The organism is Sphingomonas sp. CL5.1 (assembly GCF_013344685.1).
Lineage (GTDB): Bacteria > Pseudomonadota > Alphaproteobacteria > Sphingomonadales > Sphingomonadaceae > Sphingomonas.
Window position 1 is genome coordinate 3,167,180 of the sequence record NZ_CP050137.1, and the last position, 18,826, is coordinate 3,186,005.

The 18,826-nt window shown below is 66.2% G+C and carries 15 protein-coding genes; 10 read left to right on the plus strand and 5 right to left on the minus strand.

What is annotated here, in order from left to right:
- Positions 1 to 93: 93 nt before the first annotated feature.
- Positions 94 to 3,129 carry a TonB-dependent receptor gene (locus tag F9288_RS15265; RefSeq protein ID WP_174837570.1) on the minus strand — a complete coding sequence of 1,012 codons (3,036 nt, stop codon included), beginning with the start codon at positions 3,127 to 3,129 and terminating at the stop codon, positions 94 to 96.
- Between the two features lie 231 nt (positions 3,130 to 3,360).
- On the opposite strand from F9288_RS15265, the gene folE reads away from it, so the two are divergent.
- From folE to F9288_RS15290, 5 genes are all read left to right on the plus strand, one after another.
- Positions 3,361 to 3,975, plus strand: coding sequence for a GTP cyclohydrolase I FolE (gene folE / locus F9288_RS15270; RefSeq protein ID WP_174837571.1), 615 nt, complete (start codon positions 3,361 to 3,363; stop codon positions 3,973 to 3,975).
- On the plus strand, positions 3,972 to 4,721 hold the full coding sequence (locus tag F9288_RS15275) for an SDR family oxidoreductase (RefSeq protein ID WP_174837572.1): 750 nt from the start codon (positions 3,972 to 3,974) through the stop codon (positions 4,719 to 4,721). The genes folE and F9288_RS15275 overlap by 4 nt, the downstream gene beginning before the upstream one ends.
- Positions 4,714 to 5,064, plus strand: a complete 351-nt coding sequence (locus F9288_RS15280; protein WP_174837573.1) for a dihydroneopterin aldolase — start codon at positions 4,714 to 4,716, stop codon at positions 5,062 to 5,064. The genes F9288_RS15275 and F9288_RS15280 overlap by 8 nt, the downstream gene beginning before the upstream one ends.
- A 95-nt stretch (positions 5,065 to 5,159) precedes the next feature.
- Positions 5,160 to 6,839, plus strand: a complete 1,680-nt coding sequence (gene ettA, locus F9288_RS15285) for an energy-dependent translational throttle protein EttA (protein ID WP_174837574.1) — start codon at positions 5,160 to 5,162, stop codon at positions 6,837 to 6,839.
- Between the two features lie 2 nt (positions 6,840 to 6,841).
- The gene (locus F9288_RS15290; RefSeq protein WP_174839117.1) at positions 6,842 to 7,381 is read left to right on the plus strand and encodes a hypothetical protein; all 540 of its coding nucleotides are present in this window, start codon (positions 6,842 to 6,844) and stop codon (positions 7,379 to 7,381) included.
- Between the two features lie 44 nt (positions 7,382 to 7,425).
- Here the strand turns inward: F9288_RS15290 and F9288_RS15295 are convergent, their stop codons facing one another.
- From F9288_RS15295 to F9288_RS15310, 4 genes are read right to left on the minus strand one after another with little or no spacing between them, the layout of a single operon-like run.
- Positions 7,426 to 9,048, minus strand: a complete 1,623-nt coding sequence (locus F9288_RS15295) for a M28 family metallopeptidase (RefSeq protein WP_174837575.1) — start codon at positions 9,046 to 9,048, stop codon at positions 7,426 to 7,428.
- Positions 9,049 to 9,056: 8 nt separating this feature from the next.
- Positions 9,057 to 9,797, minus strand: a complete 741-nt coding sequence (locus F9288_RS15300) for an NYN domain-containing protein (RefSeq protein WP_174837576.1) — start codon at positions 9,795 to 9,797, stop codon at positions 9,057 to 9,059.
- A 30-nt stretch (positions 9,798 to 9,827) separates the two neighbouring features.
- The gene (gene greB / locus F9288_RS15305; protein WP_174837577.1) at positions 9,828 to 10,310 is read right to left on the minus strand and encodes a transcription elongation factor GreB; all 483 of its coding nucleotides are present in this window, start codon (positions 10,308 to 10,310) and stop codon (positions 9,828 to 9,830) included.
- Positions 10,311 to 10,313: 3 nt separating this feature from the next.
- Positions 10,314 to 12,329 carry a lytic transglycosylase domain-containing protein gene (locus F9288_RS15310; RefSeq protein WP_254620907.1) on the minus strand — a complete coding sequence of 672 codons (2,016 nt, stop codon included), beginning with the start codon at positions 12,327 to 12,329 and terminating at the stop codon, positions 10,314 to 10,316.
- A 104-nt stretch (positions 12,330 to 12,433) separates the two neighbouring features.
- Between F9288_RS15310 and dapA the strand changes: the two genes are divergently transcribed.
- The 5 genes from dapA to F9288_RS15335 all read left to right on the plus strand — a co-directional run bounded on the left by dapA (position 12,434) and on the right by F9288_RS15335 (position 18,777).
- The gene (gene dapA / locus F9288_RS15315) at positions 12,434 to 13,315 is read left to right on the plus strand and encodes a 4-hydroxy-tetrahydrodipicolinate synthase (protein WP_174837578.1); all 882 of its coding nucleotides are present in this window, start codon (positions 12,434 to 12,436) and stop codon (positions 13,313 to 13,315) included.
- A gap of 18 nt (positions 13,316 to 13,333) precedes the next feature.
- Positions 13,334 to 13,816 carry an SsrA-binding protein SmpB gene (gene smpB / locus F9288_RS15320; protein ID WP_174837579.1) on the plus strand — a complete coding sequence of 161 codons (483 nt, stop codon included), beginning with the start codon at positions 13,334 to 13,336 and terminating at the stop codon, positions 13,814 to 13,816.
- A 97-nt stretch (positions 13,817 to 13,913) separates the two neighbouring features.
- A complete protein-coding gene (locus tag F9288_RS15325; protein WP_174837580.1) occupies positions 13,914 to 15,947 on the plus strand; it encodes a M13 family metallopeptidase in 2,034 nt (677 codons plus the stop codon).
- 60 nt (positions 15,948 to 16,007) lie between these two features.
- A complete protein-coding gene (locus tag F9288_RS15330; protein ID WP_174837581.1) occupies positions 16,008 to 18,392 on the plus strand; it encodes an ATP-binding protein in 2,385 nt (794 codons plus the stop codon).
- A gap of 40 nt (positions 18,393 to 18,432) precedes the next feature.
- Positions 18,433 to 18,777, plus strand: coding sequence for a response regulator (locus F9288_RS15335; protein WP_174837582.1), 345 nt, complete (start codon positions 18,433 to 18,435; stop codon positions 18,775 to 18,777).
- Positions 18,778 to 18,826: the final 49 nt, after the last annotated feature.

Here is an 18,826-nt window from a genome sequence, read left to right on the forward strand (position 1 = left end):
CGCGGCGCCGTGCCAACCCATTGCCTTTGGGCCGACAATGGCCCCCCAAAAAAGTCGGCCGGCACCCCGAAATGGATGCCGGCCGTCGATCGCTCAGAACTTGAACCCGGCCGCGACGCCGTAGCGGCGCGGTTCGAGGGTGAAGATGTTGGTGAACAGGCCGCTGGACTGGTCGGTCACGTACATACCGGTCGTAGCGCTGTTGTTGGTGAGGTTCTGGACGAAACCGCGGATGTAGAAGCGGTCGTCCGGCCCGTTGATCTGAAGCTGCGCGTTGACCACCGCATAGCCTGGGATGCGATCGATCGGATTCTTGTTGAAGATCGTGCCCCAGGTCTCGCCGGTATAATTGAGGTCCGCGCGCGGCACGATCGACCAGTTGCCGGCATCGATCGTATATTGCGCACCCACCGACCATTTATAGGACGGCGCGTTCGGCAGGCTGTTGCCGCGCACGTTGGTGAGCACACCGCTGGGATCGACCACGAACGGCAGGGTGCCGGGCTGGCCGCCGTTGAATACGGCCTGTAGCGGACCTTGCAATGCGGCCAGCGCGGGGTTGAAGCTGCCGACCGAACCCGCCGCCGCCGCCGCGAGGATCGAGCAGACCGAGAAAGCGCCGGTAGTGTTCGTGCCAGGGATCGGGGTGGGAGCCTGAAGGCCGATCGCACCGTTGACTATACCGACGAACTGATTGACCTGCGCGGCGGTCGCTCCTGAACCATTGGCCGGGCGGATCGCGCAGTTGGACGCATTCGTCGCATCCTTGATGATCACCGCATCCGAACGGCCGCCCGAGGGATCGCGCGGATTGGCGTGATAGCGGTCGTCGGCGACCTTCGACTTCAGATAGCTGAAGTTGGCATTGACCACGAAGGCCGGGATCGGGCTGATGATCGCTTCCGCCTCGACGCCGTAGATGTCGGCGTTGATATTGTCGTTGACCGACGTGCGGGCGACGATGCGGCTGAGCTGCAACCCCTTGTACTTGTAATAGAAGCCGGTGAGGTTAAGCCGCAGGCGGCCGTGGTCGAACGTGTTCTTCGACCCGATCTCGAACGAGTCCACCTGTTCTGGCGCGAAAGTCGTCGGCACCGCGAACACCGGCGACAGCGGCGGATTGATGCCGCCGGACTTGTAGCCGCGCGAATAGGAGGCATAGAGCAAATTGTTGTTGGTGACCTTGTAATCGAGCACCGCGCGCCCGGTTAGCCGGCCGAAGCTCACGGAGTTGATAGCGAATGCCTGGTTGCCAGGCGTGGTCGAGTCAAAGTCATAGAGAGCGGTGTTGTTCAGGTAGCTGGTGGCGTCAGTCGTGCCATATGGGGCAAGAACGGTCGACACCGCCGACGCGGTGATCTGATTTCCCTCGCGGTCAAGAAGCGGTGTTCCTCCCGCATTGAGCAGGACCCTGCTCTTCGTGTCGAAGATCAAGGTTGTACGTGCTATTACGTCTTTTTCATCGTGATTGTAGCGCATGCCAAGGGTCAATTTGACCTTGTCGCTGAACTTGAAATAGCTTTCACCGAAAATTCCATAGGATTTCAGGCGGAAGTCGGGCGTGTTGTTGCGGTAGAATGGAGTGACGCCGAATGCCGATCCTCCTCCAAGGAGGCCTGCGGCATAATCCAGCCCAAAGCTGTTGACGTAATAATCGGTATTGGTCGCCTTGCTGTCGAAATAGATCGCGCCAAGCAGGAAATTGAACATACCATCGAAGGAGCTGTCGATATGCGCTTCAGCTGAATATTGACGCACGCTGGCGCGGGAACGATCGAAATCCAGGCTGGTCGGCGCGCAAATGCCATTTCCACCGTAGACGCCGACACCCTTCGGATCCGCCAGTGATTGACAGAGCGTGCCGGGACCGTTCGGGATCAGCGTGTTGCGGATGTTGGCGAGCGAGGCGGCCGGCCCCCCCGGCACCGCCGCGGCATATAGCGTATTGAGGCCGACATTGGCCGCATAGGAATTCTCGACCGCCAGATTGTAGTCAGAGGTCGAATCGACGGTGTTCTTCATATAACCGCCAGTGAAGTTGAAGCTCACCTGACCGAAATTGTGATACACCTTGAGCGTATATTCTTGTTCCTCGGCATAATAAGTAGGCGAATAATCGATGTTCACCGTGCGAACGTCAGCCGGATTCGTTATGCCATAGAAGCTGTCGCGTGTCTGATAGACACTACCAAGCGCGAATGGCGTGAGCGCTGAGGCGCCGGCAATGTTGAGAAATTCCTTGCTGGTCAGGATTGTCGCTAGAGTAGCATTGCCGTTGAGCGTGTCATAAGCCAGCTTGTCCGGCAAGCAGCCCAGCACGCCGGTCGGGTCGCGATGGCAGAGCTGCTTCTGGATGCGGCTGCGGTCGTCGCGTTCGTGGAAATAATAGCCGATCAGGTCGACGCGGGTGTCGACCGATGGCTCCCACGACAACGTGCCGCGCACCGAATAAAGATCACGGCCGTCGATATTGGAGTTGTTGTAGAGGTTCTTGGTATAGCCGCCGCGGTTCAGCCAGGTGCCGGCGACGCGAATGCCCAAAGTGTCGCCGAGCGGCAGGTTGAACATGCCCTTGAGGCGTTTCGAATCATAATTGCCATATTCGAACTCGCCGGCCGCGTGGATGCCGGTGAGATCAGGCTTGGCGGTGATGAAGTTGACCACGCCCGAAGTGGCGTTGCGGCCGAACAGGGTGCCCTGTGGCCCGCGCAGCACCTCGACGCGCTCCAGATCGAAGAACTCGCTTTCGAACAGGCGGCTGTTGAGCAGCGGCATGTCGTTGACGTGGATCGCGGTCGCGCTGTCGCAGGTGGTGCCGACGCACAGGTCGCCGATGCCGCGGATCGTGAAGCTGGACGAGGTGAAGTTCGTCTTGGTGAAGGTGACGTTCGGCAGCGTCTGTTGCAGCGCGGACGGGTTCACGATCTGCTGCTTTTCGAGATTCTCGGCGTTGAACGCCGAAACCGCGATCGGAACGTCCTGCAGGCGCTGCGCCTGCCGCTGGGCGGTGACGACGATATCCGTCTGGGCGACCTGGGCTTCGTTGTCGGTTGCCGCTTGCTGCGCCCACGCCGGAGCGGCAAAGGTCATCGCCAGTGCAGACGCGGCAAGCAATGTGGATTTGGTCATGAGCATCCCCCTCCTACGGTCCGCGCCGGTCTTGAGCCGATTTCGCGGGTTTGATGGTGCGGTATGGAGATTAGCGTTCGTGAATTTGCCCAGTCAAACGAAATTACGCCTTGAACGATACGGAGATTTTCTCGCTGTGACCGAAAGGAAACAGTTGCATTAAGGAACCTAATCCAGAACGGCCTCCGTTACGTTTTCGCAAATGCGGTATGATTGATCAGGGAGAATGAGGTGAGCGACAGCATCCCCGGCGACCGGCGCGGGCCGGACGGCAAGCTGGAAGTGCCGGATGACGTAGCGGAAGCGGTGCGTACGCTGATCCGCTGGGCGGGCGACGACCCCTTGCGCGAGGGGCTGATCGACACGCCGCACCGCGTTGCGCGGGCGTGGCGGGAATATTGCGCGGGCTATGCCGACGACCCGGCGCGCCACCTTGCGCGCGTATTCGAGGAAGTGGGCGGTTATGACGAGATCGTCCTGTTGAAGGACATTCCGTTCCAGTCGCATTGCGAGCATCACATGGCTCCGATCATCGGCAAGGCGCACATCGCGTATCTGCCGCAGAATCATGTCGTGGGCATTTCAAAGCTGGCGCGCGTGCTCCACGCCTTCGCGCGCCGGCTTCAGGTGCAGGAGCGGCTGACGGCCGAGGTGGCGGATTGCATCTGGAACGGGCTGAAGCCGCAGGGCGTCGCGGTGGTGATCGAGGCGAGCCATGCGTGCATGAGCGCGCGCGGCGTGCGCACGCCGGGCGTCGCGATGGTGACGAGCCGGATGATGGGCGTGTTCCGCGAGGATGAGCGCAGCCGGAAGGAAGTGCTGGCGCTTATGGGCCATAAGGAGTGAGGCGCCGCACCGTCCTGATTACCGGTGGGGCGAAGCGGCTGGGCGCGGCGATCGTGCGCGCGGTTGCGGCGGCGGGGCATCGGCCGGTGATCCATTATGGGACATCGCGCGCCGAGGCCGAGGCCTTGGCGGAGGAAACCGGCGGAATCGCGGTGGGCGGTGACCTTGCCAATCTCGCCGGTCTGCCCGCGCTGTTCGCGCGCGCGATCGAGGCGGGCGGCGGGGCGATCGACGGGCTGGTCAACAGCGCATCCGCTTTCGCCTATGATCGGCCCGAGGCGATCGATCACGCGCTGGCGCTGCGGCTCCAAGCCGTCAATTGCCTCGCGCCGGCGCTGCTGGCGCAAGCGCTCGCCGCGCAGCCGGGGCTTGAGGACGGCGCGGTGGTCAATCTGCTCGATCAGAAGCTGGCCAATCCGAACCCGGACTTCTTCTCGTACAGCCTCACCAAATATGCGCTCGGCGGCGCGACCGAGATGCTGGCGCAGGCGCTGGCGCCGCGCGTGCGGGTCAACGCGGTGTCGCCGGGACTGACGCTGCCGAGCGGTGACCAGAGCGGGGCCGAGTTCGCCCGCGTGGCGAGCATGAATCTGCTCGGGCGGCCGGTCGACGCGGAGGAAGTGGCGCGCGGGGTGGTCTATCTGCTCGACGCGCGCAGCGTGACCGGCCAGAATCTGTTCGTCGATTGCGGGCAGCGATTCCTGAAGCGCGAGGGCGATGTGATGTTCGAAGGGCGCGATGGCTGAATATACGACGATCCTGGAGGGGCTGGAGGTGCGGATGCGCCTTGGCATCCATCCGCATGAGGTGGAGCCGCAGCGCGTGCGCCTGACGGTGGAGATGACGGTCGACTATCCCGCGCCGCCCGCGAACGACGCGATCGGCGAGGTGCTCGATTACGATTTCGTCCGCGAGGGCATCCGCGCGCTCGCCGAGGCGCGGGGATTCGCGTTGCAGGAGACGCTGGTGGAGGCGGTGGCGACGCTGTGCCTTGAGGACGCGCGCGTCCGGCGGGTGCGGGTCCGCTCGATGAAGCTGGACGTCTATCCCGACGCCGCCGTGGGATGTGAGATCGTGCGGACGCGCTGAACCGCATCGTCAGCGAATTGCCAACCGGCCCGCGCGCCCTTACATGGCGCCCAACCCAGCAGATGTGACCTGATCGACGGAGCGACCGAACCGCCATGGCCGTGCAATATACTTATGTCATGAAAGGTCTGACCAAGACCTTCCCCGGCGCGAACAAGCCGGTGCTCAACAACATCCACCTGCAATTCCTACCAAGCGCGAAGATCGCGATCATCGGCCCGAACGGCGCGGGCAAATCCACGCTGATGAAGATCATGGGCGGGATCGACAAGGATTTCCAGGGCGAGGCATGGGCGGCGGAAGGTATCCGCGTCGGCTATCTGCCACAGGAGCCGCAGCTCGATCCGACCAAGACGGTAATCGAGAACGTCCGCATGGGCGCCGGCCCGATCGTCGACAAGATCGAGCGTTTCAACGCCATCTCCGCCGAGATGGGCGACCCGAAGGACGACACCGATTTCGACGCGCTGATGGCCGAGATGGGCGAGCTCCAGTCCGAGATCGACGCGGCGGACGGCTGGAGCCTCGACAGCCAGCTCGAACAGGCGATGGAGGCCCTGCGCTGCCCGCCGTCGGACAGCCCGGTCACCAACCTGTCGGGCGGCGAGCGGCGCCGCGTGGCGCTCTGCCGCCTGCTGCTGGAGAAGCCCGATATCCTGCTGCTCGACGAGCCGACCAACCACCTCGACGCCGAAAGCGTCGCGTGGCTGGAGAATTTCCTCAAGGAATATGCCGGCAACGTCATCCTCGTCACCCACGATCGCTACTTCCTCGACAATGTGGTGAACTGGGTGCTCGAGCTGGATCGCGGCCGCTATTACACCTACGAGGCGAATTACTCCGGCTATCTGGAGAAGAAGGCCAAGCGGCTCGAGCAGGAGGAGCGGGACGAGGCCGGCCGCCAGAAGGCGATCGCCGACGAGCTGGCGTGGATGCGCCAGACCCCCAAGGCGCGGCAGACCAAGTCGAAGGCCCGCATCCGCGCGTTCGACGAGCTGATGGCTGCGCAGGAGAATCGCGCGATCGGCAAGGCGCAGATCCTGATCCAGATTCCCGAGCGGCTCGGCGGCAAGGTGATCGAGGCGCAGGGCCTGTCCAAGGCTTATGGCGACAAATTGCTGTTCGAGGATTTGTCCTTCACCCTGCCGCCGGGTGGCATCGTCGGCGTGATCGGGCCGAACGGCGCGGGCAAATCCACCTTGTTCAAGCTCATCACCGGGCAGGATCAGCCGGATTCGGGCACGATCGAGGTCGGCTCCACGGTGAAGCTGGGCTACGTGGACCAGAGCCGCGACGATCTCGATCCGAACAAGAACGTGTGGGAGGAAATCTCCGACGGGCTGGACGTGTTCCGCTTCGGCAAGCAGGAACTGGGCACCCGCGCCTATGTCGGCGCCTTCAACTTCAAGGGGCCGGACCAGCAGAAGAAGGTCGGCCAGCTTTCGGGCGGCGAGCGCAACCGCGTCCACATGGCGAAGATGCTGAAGGAGGGCGGCAACGTCCTGCTGCTCGACGAGCCGACCAACGACCTCGACGTGGAGACGCTCCGCGCGCTGGAGGAGGCGCTGGAAAGCTTCGCGGGCTGCGCCGTGGTCATCAGCCACGATCGCTTCTTCCTCGATCGCCTGTGCACCCATATCCTCGCCTTCGAGGGCGACAGCCATGTCGAATGGTTCGAGGGCAATTTCGAAAGCTATGAGGAGGACAAGCGCCGCCGCATGGGCGACGCCGCCGATCGCCCGACGCGGCTGGCGTACAAGAAGCTGACGCGGTGAAGATGCGCACGGGCGCGGATGAAGCCGCCGCGCCCAAATACAGCCATGTCGAGCGGGAGCGGCGGTTCCGTGTCGATCCGGCGCTGTTGCCGCCGCTGCCCGCCGATCATGTGCTGATCGAGGATATTTACCTTTCCGGCACGCGCTTCCGCCTCCGGCGCATGACCGATAGCCGCTCCGGCGAAATCGCCTGCAAGCTAGCCAAGAAATATGAGTCGGACGATCCGTTCGCCCGCGCGATGGTCAACGCCTATCTCACGCCGGAGGAACATGCGGTGTTCGCCGCGCTGCCGGGCCGGCCGATCGTCAAGCGGCGCTATCCGGTGACGATCGAAGGCGCGGAGTTCGGCGTCGATCTGTTCGCGGGCGATCTCGACGGGCTGGTGCTTGCCGAGATCGAGGCGCCGGATGCCGCCGCGCTCGCGGCTATCCCGCCGCCATCGTGGGCGGTGCGCGAAGTGAGCCACGATCCGCGTTATCAGGGCGGGGCGCTGGCGGCGCTGGACCGCGCCGGCGCGCTGGTGTTGATCGCGTATATCTGAAGGCGTCCGCCGCTCCGGCATGAATCCGGAGCGGCGAGAGGCGGTTACTTCCGCTCCGCTGCGCTCTGGCTACGCAGCGTGAGGAATTCGCTGCCCGCGCTCCATGTCGGCCAGACGCCGGCCTTGGAGAGCTGCTTGCCCATCGTGAAGAACAGATCGACATCCTGCGCCGCGCCGCCGAGGTTCCAGTCGGCGGACCAGGTGTCGCAAGTCTTGTGATAGCAGGCCATATAGGCGTCGAGCCATTTCTGCCCCGCCTCGCGGCCACCCGCCTTGAGGTCGGGCGCGCCGCCGAGCGCCATCAGGATCATCGACGGCACGCCGCGCCGGACGACCGAGAAATGGTCGGCGCGATAGAACAGGCCGCGCTCGCTCGCCGTTTCGGGGGTGACGATGCGGCCCTGCGCCTTTGCGGCCGTCGCCAGCAACGTGTCGAGCGACGAGGCGCCCGCGCCGACCAGCGTCACGTCCTTCGCCGGCCCGGCGGTCTGGAGGATATCGAGCGTCAGGTTCGCGGCGGTCTTCGCCAGCGGATAGATGGGATGCGCGGCGTAATATTCGGAGCCGAGCAGCCCGCGCTCCTCACCCGTCCACAAAGCGAAGACGAGCGTGCGGTCGGGCTTCGGCGCGGCCTTGAACTGGCGCGCCAGCTCCAGCACGCCGGCAGTGCCCAGCCCGTCGTCGTTGGCGCCGGGCCGCAGCGTGCGGCCACTCGCGTCGGGCGGGCCTTCGCCATAGGCGTCCCAGTGCGCGCCGAACATCACCGTCTCGTCCGGCCGCCTGGCGCCGGTGATCTTCGCGAGGACGTTGGCGCTCTCGATCCGCTCGGCGCTGACGGCGAGATCGGCGGAGAAACGCGGCTTCATCTCGACCGGGCGGAAGGCGGTGGAGCGGGCGGCGACACGCAGCTTCGCGAGGTCCAGCCCGGCGGACGCGAACAGCCGGTCTGCTGCCTCGTGCGAGATCCAGCCCTGCAACGGCACGCGCTGATCGTCCGCGCCGCGCACGATATCGTAATTCTCGCCGTTCGAGGCGTTGGCGGTGGACCATGGATAGCCGGCCGCGTCGGTGTCGTGGACGATCAGCGCGGCCACCGCGCCGCGTCGAGCGGCTTCCTCATACTTATACGTCCAGCGACCGTAATAGGTCATGCGCTTGCCGCCGAACCGGCCGACCGCATCCTCGCCCGGACGGGCGGCGAAATCGGGATCGTTGACAAGGAACACGACGACCTTGCCGCGCACGTCCACGCCCTTGAAATCGTCCCACTTCGCCTCTGGCGCGGACACGCCATAGCCGACGAACACCATCGGGGCGTCCTTGATCGAGATATGGGCGGCGTCGCGCACCGTCGTCATCGCGACGTCCTTGCCCTGCACCAGCGGCATGTCCCCGGCGCTGATCGTCCCGTCGCCGATGCGGGTGTGGATCAGCGGCACCTGCTGTATCCACTGGCCGTCAGCCGCGCCCGGCTCCAGCCCGAGCTTCCTGAACTCGGCGACCAGCCAGTCGGTCGTCGTCTTCTCGCCGGCCGTACCCGGTGAACGTCCGCCGAACTCGGGCGAGGCGAGGGTGCGGACGATATCGGAGAGACGTTGCGGGTCGGTTTGCGCGGCGGCCGGCGCGGCGAGGACGGTGGCAAGAGCGAGGAGGGGAGGGATGCGCATGATGACTCCTAGTGGACGCGGCGGACGAAGACGCGGCCGTCGTCGCGGCGCTCCGTCGAGAAATTGGGGACCGACTGGATCAGATCGGAGAGGCGCTTGAAGCCATAGTTGCGCACGTCGAAGCTCGAACGATTCGCGGCAAGCTGCCCCATCGCCGACAGGCTCACGAAGCCGCGCTCGTCGCGCTTCACATTGTCGTAAGCGTCGATCAGCAGCTTCACCAGTTCGGGATCGACGTCCGCCTTGCGCGCGCTGGCTTGCGGGGGCGTTGCGGCGACCGGCTCGACGGGCGCGGAGGCAGGGGCGGCCGCCAGCTTGTCGATGTCGATGAAGCGCGAGCAGGCGTTCTGGAACGCCTGCGGCGTGCGGCTCGATCCGAAGCCATAGACGTCATAGCCGTCCTGCCGGATACGCATGGCGAGCGGCATGAAGTCGCTGTCCGACGACATGATGCCGAATGCCTGCACCCGGCCGCGATAGAGCAGGTCCATCGCGTCGATCGTCATCTTCATGTCGGTGGCGTTCTTGCCCTTGGTCAGGTCGAACTGCTGCTGCGGCTCGATGCCGTATTTCACGGTCATGTCGCGCCAGCCCTTCAACCCTGGCTTGGTCCAGTTGCCATAGACCCGGCGGACGTTGACGCTGCCCAGCTCGGCAAGGACGGTCAGCACCGGGTCGATCGCGTGCCATGAGGCGTTGTCGGCGTCGATCAGCAGCGCGACGTTGAGGTTCGAATTGTCGATGGCCATGCGGCCTGATCGCCCTCCGGCGCGCGATCGTCAACCGCCGGGATAAGTGATGGCGATCACTTCATATTCACGCTCGCCCGCGGGTAGCGCGACACGACGCAGATCCGCCACAGCCGCGCCGCGCAGCGCGCGGGCGAGGGGGGCGTTCCAGCCGATCAGGCCCTTGCCCGCGTCCGCTTCGTCATCGCCGACGAGGGTGAGCGTGCGGTGATTGTCGTCCTCGTCCGCGATCGTCACCGTCGCGCCGAAGAACACGCGGGCGCGATCGGGGGCCTGCGCCGGATCTACCACCTTCGCCGCCTTCATCCGCTTCGACAGCCAGCCGAGTCGCCGATCGATCTCGCGCAGCCGCTTGCGGCCGTAGATATAGTCGCCGTTCTCGGAACGGTCGCCGTTGCCGGCCGCCCAGGCGATCGTGTCGACCAGCGCCGGCCGCTCCTTCGCGAACAGCGCGTCATATTCGGCGCGCAGCGCGGCATAACCCGCCGGGGTGATGTAATTCGGGCGCTCCATGGCTCAGCCCCGTTTCGACCGGCCGAGATACCAGCTCAGGTTCGCCGGCCCCCGGCTCCGCGCCTTTTGCGGGTTCATCAGGTCATAGACCACCGCATTCTCCAGCACGCGCTGGACGTAGCTGCGCGTCTCGGTGAAGGGGATCGCCTCCACCCAGTCGACCATGTCGACCGCGCCGGTGCGCGGATCGCCGTTCGCCGCGAGCCATTTGTTCACGTTGCCCGGCCCGGCGTTATAGGCCGCGATCGCCAGCGGATAGCTGCCGAACAGCTTGAAGATGCGCTGGAAATAAGTCGATCCAAGCTGGATGTTGTAGCTCGTGTCGCTGGTCAGCGCGCCGACGTTATAGGCAAGCCCCATCTTCGCCGCCTGTTCCCGCGCGGTGCCGGGCATGAGCTGCATCAGACCGCGCGCCCCGGCGCCGGAGACAGCCATGCGATCGAAATTGCTCTCCTGTCGCGAGATCGCATGGATCATCGTCCATTCGTCGTCATAGCCGCCCGGCACGGTGACGGTGGGAAAGCCGGTGGCGATATATTGCGTCAGACCGTTCTGCATCGCCTTGCGCCCGACCATCACGCCGAGATCGGGCCGCCCGATCGAGCGCGACAGCTCGTCCGCGAGCAGGTGATCGCTATCGCTGGTCGCGTCGGCCGCGATCTGCTTCACGAACGCGGTCTGGTCCTGCCAGTCGTTCGCTGAACCGAGGAACTGCGCGGCGCGCACCACCTCCCGGCCATAGAAGGCGGTGCGGGCGGCGGGCGCGACCGGGCTGGCGTTGAGCGGCGGCGGGGCGACCAGCGCCCGGCCGAGATGCTCGTTGGCGAGCTGGCCGTAATATTGGTCGCGGAAGCCGGCGGCGCGCTCGAAGAAGGCGTTCGCTTCCGTCGCCCGCCCGGCCGCTTCCGCCGCGCGCGCCGCCCAGTAGAAGCCCTTGGCCCGCGTCTGCGGCGCGATCGTGCCGCGGCCATAGCGGTCGAACAGCGGCATCGCGTCCGCCGGCCGCCTCAGCCTGGTCAGCGCGGTCTGGCCGGCGAGCCAGACCAGGTTGGTATATTGGTCGCGCTCGCCATAGGATTTGGTCGAGACGTCGGTGCCGGCGGGATAGGCGTCGTCGACCTGCCGGGCGATGTCATAGGCGGTCTGCCACTGGCCGTCGTTCGCCGCCGCCTTGGCGTTGGCGTAGAGCACCAGATAGAATTTCTCGGGATTGCCGGGCCGGTTCATCCCGGCGGCGCGGCTGCGGGCGAGCCACATGCGGGCGGCGGCGGGGTTGGTGCGGCCGAGCCACGTCGCCTTGTCCGCGATATAACCGGCGTCGCGCTCCCCGATCACGTCATATTGCGCGGCGAGGTCGGCCGCGTTGGCCGCGCCGCCGCGGAAGGCGAGCCGCGCCTCGAACAGCGGTCGCTGCGACGGGGAAACGAGGTTGATCTGCCGCGCCGCTACGCTGGTCGCGCCCTGCCACAACAGCGCGTCCATCCGCGCGTCCTGATCCTCCGGCCGGAGCGCGCCGCCGAATTGCTGGAGCAATGCCGCCTCGTCAGCGGCGGAGAGCGCGCCGCGCCGCCACGCCGCGCGCGCCGCCTCATTCGCCTCCGCCATCGAGCCGGTCGAGGCGAGCGCGCGCGCATAGGCGAGGCCGCCGGCGGCCGATTGCGGCGGGAAGCGGCGGAAATAGGCGACCATGCTCGACGCCGACGCGGTTCCGGCCGCCGCCTGCTTCTCCGCCGCGCGGCGATTCGCCGCTTCGCCCGGCCAGCCGGGATGGGCGAGCAGGAAGGTGGCATAGCTGTCGAACGGCAAGGCGTCGGTCTGCTGGAGTGCCTTCCATTGCGCGATCGACTGGACCAGCCCGGCGGCGTTGATGACCGGCATGGGGCGCGGCGCGGCGGCGGGCGCGGCGACCTGTGTCTCCCGCTGCTGCGCGCGCATGTTCGCCATGCGGGTCGCATATGATTCGCCCTGATCCTGCGCGAGCGCCAATGCCGCGCCGGCCCCTGCAAGCAATCCGATCAAAACACCTGCCTTCAATCCAGCCACCGTTATGGACAGACTAGCCGCTCAACCCGTATCTGTCCTGAACGAACCTACCATCTTCGCGCATTCAGGAACGCACAATCATGTTTTCCGGCTCTATTCCGGCGCTCGTCACGCCGTTCGACGCGCATGGCGATTTCATCGAATCGGCCTATCGCGAGCTGATCGAATGGCAGATCGCCGAAGGCTCCGCCGCACTGGTGCCGTGCGGCACGACGGGGGAAGCGGCGACGCTGACCAAGGAGGAGCAGTTCGCGATCGTGAAGATTTGCGTCGATCAGGCGAGGGGCCGCGTGCCGGTGATCGCCGGGGCCGGATCGAACGACACCCGCGTCGCCGCCGCGAATCTGGCCGCCGCGAAGGAGGCGGGGGCGGATGCCGCGCTGATGGTGCCGCCTTATTACAACCGCCCGTCGCAGGAAGGCATCTACCGGCATTTCGCCGCGCTCGCGCCACGGGCGGGGTTGCCGATCGTGCTCTACAACGTTCCCGCCCGCACCGTGACGGATATCCAGCCGGAAACGCTGATTCGCATCGTCGCCGGCTTCCCGGAGGTGTTCGTCGCGGTGAAGGACGCCTCGGGCGTGCTCCAGCGCGTGTCGCAGCATCGCGCGGCGCTCGGCGCGGGCTTCTGCCAGCTTTCGGGCAACGACGATCTTGCGCTGGGCTATAACGCGACGGGCGGGGTAGGGTGCATCTCGGTCACCGCCAATGTCGCGCCGCGCCTGTGCGCCGATTTCCAGTCGGCCTGCGCGGTGGGCGATTATGCCAGGGCGCTCGAACTGCACGATCGCCTGTTCGCGCTCCATGTCGCGCTGTTCACCGATGCGTCGCCGGGGCCGGTCAAATATGCAATGACGAAGGTGAGGCCGGGATTCCCCGCTGGCCTGCGCCTGCCGATGACCCCGGCGGGCGAGGCCGCGCGCAAGGCGGTCGACGCGGGGCTGGCGCACGCCGGCCTCTGACCCTACATCGCGCGCCTTATGCCTCGTCCCAAGCCAGCCACGTTCGACAAGAAGAAGGTCGTCGCCGAGAACCGACGCGCACGGTTCGAATATTCCATCGAGGACAAGTTCGAGGCGGGGATCGTGCTCACCGGCACCGAGGTGAAGTCGCTGCGCTTCGGCGAGGGGTCGATAGCGGAGAGCTATGCCGAGGTGAGCGACGGCGCGGTCTGGCTGATAAACTCTAACGTGCCGGAGTTCAGCCACGGCAATCGATTCAATCACTCGCCGCGCCGCCCGCGCAAGCTGCTGCTCCACGAGCGCGAGATCAACAAGCTGCACGGTGCCGTCGCGCGCGAGGGCATGACGCTGGTGCCGCTCTCGGTCTATTTCAACAGCCAGGGCCGCGCGAAGGTGGAACTGGCGCTCGCCAGGGGGCGCAAGGCGCATGACAAGCGCGAGGCGATCAAGGAACGCGACTGGAAGCGGGAGGCGGGACGCCTGATGCGCCAGCGCGGATGATCGCGCGAAATCGTCGCATCCGTAACCGGTATTTGACGAGGCGTGTTATCGGCGTAAATCACGACGCATCCTGAAAAGACCAGAAGGTCCACTGTCGATGCGTTCGATCATCCTTGCTTCCCTGCTCGTTACCGCCGGCGCCGCCGCCATCGCGCAGACCGCGCCGCAATCCGCCCCCGCCGACCAGTCGCGCCCCGAGATCGGGGATTTCGGCGTCGACCTGGCCGGTCGCGACACCGCCGTCCCGCCGGGCAAGGATTTCTACGACTACGCGAATGGCGATTGGCAGAAGAATGCGCAAATTCCCGCCGATCGCGCCTCTTACGGCATGTTCCACAAGTTGCAGGACCTGTCGCAGCAGCGGCTGCGCGCGCTGCTCGAGGAAGTGTCGGGGCAGCCCGGCAACAAGTCGGGCGATTTCTATGCCAGCTTCATGGACGAGGCGACGGTCAACGCGAAGGGCGCCGTGCCGATCAGGCCGTGGATCACCGCGATCAAGGCGGCGAACGACAGAAACGCGCTGACGATCGAGGCGGCGCGGATGCAGCGTTACGGCGTGTCCGACCTGTTTGAAACCTATGTCGGGCAGGACGACAAGAACCCCGACGCCTATATCGTTTCGCTGGCGCAGGGCGGGCTGGGCCTGCCGGATCGCGATTATTATCTGAAGGACGATCCCGAACTCGCCAGGACCCGCACCGCCTATCAGGCCTATCTCGCGAAGATGCTGACACTGGCGGGCGAGCCGGATGCCGACAGCCGCGCCGCCGCCGTCTTCGCGTTCGAGAAGGCGCTGGCCGGCGCGCACTGGACGCGGATCGAGAGCCGTGACGCGGACAAGACCTACAACAAGATCGCCTTCGCCGATCTCGCCACGCGCGCGCCGGGGTTCGACTGGGCCGGCTTCGCCAGGGCGGCCGGAATGCCCGTCACCGGCGACTATCTCGTCGCGCAGCCGAGCGCGCTTGCCGCCGAGGCGAAGATCTGGGCCAACACGCCGGTCGCGGTGCTGAAGGATCACCTGCTGCTCCGCATGATCGGCGGCTATGCGCGCTTCCTCTCGGACGATTTCAACAAGACCCGCTTCGGCTTCTACGGCACCGTCCTGTCGGGCACGCCGGAGCAGCCGGCACGGTGGAAGCGCGGCAGCGACCTCATCAAGGACGAACTGGGCGAGGATATCGGCCGCGCCTATGTCGCGAAATATTTCCCGCCCGAGGCGAAGGCGGCGGCGGACGAACTGGTGAAGAACCTGATCGCCGCGATGGGCGAGCGGCTGCGCAAGCTGGAATGGATGGCGCCGGAGACGAAGGAGAAGGCGCTCGCCAAGCTCGCCACCTTCCGCCCCAAGATCGGCTATCCGGTTAAATGGCGCGATTATTCGAAGCTGGTGGTGAAGCGTGACGATCTCGTCGGCAATGTCGCGCGCGCCAATGAGTTCGATTTCCAGCGCGAGCTGGACAAGCTCGGCAAGCCGGTGGACCGCGACGAGTGGTTCATGACGCCGATGGAGATCAACGCCTATTACAACCCGCCGATGAACGAGATCGTCTTCCCGGCGGCGATCCTCCAGCCGCCGTTCTTCGATCCCAAGGCCGATCCGGCGGTGAATTACGGCGCGATCGGCGCGGTGATCGGGCATGAGATCAGCCACGGCTTCGACGACCAGGGCCGCAAATACGACGCGCATGGCAAGCTGACCGACTGGTGGACGCCGCGCGACGTGGAGCGGTTCAAGAGCTTCACCGACCGGCTTGTCGCGCAATATGACGCCTATGAGCCTTTGCCCGGCCAGCATATCCAGGGCGGGCTGACGCTGGGCGAGAATATCGCCGACCTCGCCGGCCTCACCGTGGCGATCGATGCCTATCACAAGACGCTCGGCGGCAAGACGGCGCCGGTGATCGACGGCACCACGGGAGATCAGCGCTTCTATCTCGGCTGGGCGCAGGTGTGGCGGATCAAGCAGCGCGAGCCGGCGCTGCGGCAGGCTCTGCTCTCCGATCCGCACTCGCCGGGGCATTGGCGCGTGCTGACGGTGCGCAATCTCGATCCGTGGTATGCCGCTTACGGCGTGAAGGCGGGCGACGCGCTTTACCTCTCGCCCGAGGCCCGGATTCGTATCTGGTGACCGCATTCGCCGCTCGTCCGCGCTTGACGCGTGGCGGGCGGCGAAGGATCACCCGCGATCATGGCTTCCCGATCGCCCGTTTCTCCGACCCTGCTCACCCCGCGCACGGCAATGCCGGTCGCGGTGGCGGCGGCGCTGCTCGCGGCATTGCTCGTGCTGTGGCTGGTGGGAGACCGCGTGTTCGCCGCCGGCTTCGGCGCGAGCGCGATCGTGGTGGTCGGCGGCGTGATCGCATGGCGTTCGCTGGGGCAGGGACGCGACGAGGCCGATAGCGAGCCGGACTGGGGCCTCGCCCGCGCCGTCACGCAGACCTCGCACGACGCGGTGGCGATCACCGATCGCGGCGGGCGGCTGGTTTGCGCCAACGACCTTTATGAAACCCTGTTCGGCGGCTTCCCGACGCCGCCAGATCTGACCGCGAAGGAGGGAAGCGTGTCGGCGCTCGCATCCGCCGGGCGCGCGGCATGGCGCGACGGCGCGGCGCAGGTGGCGCAGCTCCGGCTCGATCGCCAGACGGTGAGCGTGGAGATCACCCGCGCGGGCGACCGGCAGGACATGCTGATCTGGCGCTTCGAGCGCGCCGCGAACGCCAATCGCGTCGACCGGCTCACCGATGCGCTGGCGGGCGATCTTGGCGACCGGCTCGGCGCGGCCGGAATCATGGCGGCGATGATCGCGCCGGACGGCCATATCCTCGCGGCCAATCCAGTATTCGCGCATCGTGCGCTCGGCCGTGCCGAGGGACAGGTGGAGGGCATGGACTTCGCCCGCTTCCTCATCACCGACAGCCGCGGGCTGGTGCGCTTCGAGCGCGAGGGGCTGGACGGCAATCCGCTGCGGCTCGTGCAGGTGCCGTTCACCGATGGCGACGGCGGCCCCCTCCTCATCGCGATGCTCGACGAGGAGGAGGAGGCGCAGGCGATCGATGGGGTGACGGCGTCGAGCCATGTCAGCACGCTCGTCTCGCTGATGCCGGTCGGGATCGCGCTGGTCGATCGCGAGGGACGATTCGTGCAGATGAACCGTGCCTTCGCGCGCGCCGCCGGGGTCGATCCGGCGGTGCCGCCGCTCTATCCGGGCGATCTCGTGGTGCGCGAGGACAAGGCGGCGGTGGCCGACGCGGTGCGCCGCTTCGCCAACGGCGCCGCGCAATCGAGCGACATGGCGGTCAGGCTGCGCGACCATCCGGACGAGCCGGTCGCGCTCACCATCGCCGGCGCGCGTGGCCTCGGGCAGGCGGCGGTGGTGCTCAGCCTCAAGGACAATAGCGAGGAATCGCGGCTGAAGCGCGAGGTCGCGCAGGCAACCAAGATGCAGGCGGTCGGCCAGCTCGCCGGCGGCGTCGCGCACGATTTCAACAATATCCTCACCGCCATCCTCGGCCATTGCGACCTGATGCTGATGCGCCATTCGCCCGGCGACAGCGACTATGACGATATCCAGCAGATCCGCAGCAACTCGAACCGCGCGGCGGGGCTGACGCGGCAATTGCTCGCCTTTTCCCGCCAGCAGACGCTGCGGCCGCAAGTCCTGCAACTGCCCGACGTGGTGTCGGAAGTGTCGAACCTGCTCAAGCGGCTGCTCGGCGAGACGGTGACGTTGAACGTCAGCCACGGGCGCGATCTCGGCGCGGTGCGGGCCGATCCGGGGCAATTGGAGCAGGTGGTCGTCAATCTCGCGGTCAATGCGCGCGACGCGATGATGACGAAGAATCCGCATGGCGGCGGCACGCTGACGATTCGCACCCGCTCGGTCGGCCTCGCGGAGGTGCGCGGGCGTGGCGACATCATGCCGGCGGCGGATTACACCGCGCTGGAGATATCCGATACCGGCACCGGCATCCCGCCCGAGGTGCTGCCGAAGATTTTCGAGCCGTTCTTCACCACCAAGGAGGTGGGCAAGGGCACCGGCCTTGGCCTCTCCACCGTCTATGGCATCGTCAAGCAATCGGGCGGCTACATCTTCGCCGATTCGCGCCCCGGCCAGGGCGCGACGTTCACCATCTACCTTCCGGTCCACAACAGCGGCACGGTGGCGCCGGCCCGCGCGCCCGCGCGCCCGCGGCAGACCGACCTGTGGGGCTCCGGCACCGTCCTGCTGGTGGAGGATGAGGCGATGGTCCGCGCGGTGGCGGAACGCGCGCTGTCGCGCCAGGGCTATACCGTGCTGAGCGCCGAGAACGGGGAGGCGGCGCTGGAGCTGCTGGAAAGCTGCCAGCCGCCCGACCTGCTGATCTCCGACGTGGTGATGCCGACGATGGATGGGCCGACGATGGCGCGCCACGCGCGCGAGCGGTACCCGCACCTGCCGATCCTGTTCATGTCGGGCTATGCCGAGGAGCAGCTCCGCCGCTCGATCGACCTGGACAATGTCGCCTTCCTGCCGAAGCCCTTCTCCGTGCAGCAGCTCGCCGAGGCGGCGCGCGACGCGCTGACGGCAGCGTAACGGACTTGCTTCGCCGCCGCCGCTCGTTAAGGGCCGGAGCATGACCAAGAGAGTCCTGATCGTCGAGGACGAGCCGCTCATCGCCATGATGCTGGAGGACTTTGTCGATGCGCTGGGGCGCAGCTGCGCCGGCACCGCCGATTGCAGCGCGGAGGCATTGCCGTTGGTCGAATCCGGCGCGGTCGATTGCGCGATCCTCGACGTCAACCTGCGCGGCGGGGAAAAGAGCTGGGCGATCGCCGACGCGCTGGAAACGGCCGGCATCCCGTTCGTCTTCGCGACCGGCGGGACGAGCGACACGATCGTCGAGCGCCATCGCGATCGCCCGCAACTGATGAAGCCCTTCACCATGGAGGGCGTGCAGCGGGCGCTCGATCGGCTTTGAGCGCGATGCGAAGGGTTGCGCGGGTATGGCGCGGAGCCTAGCGGAGCCG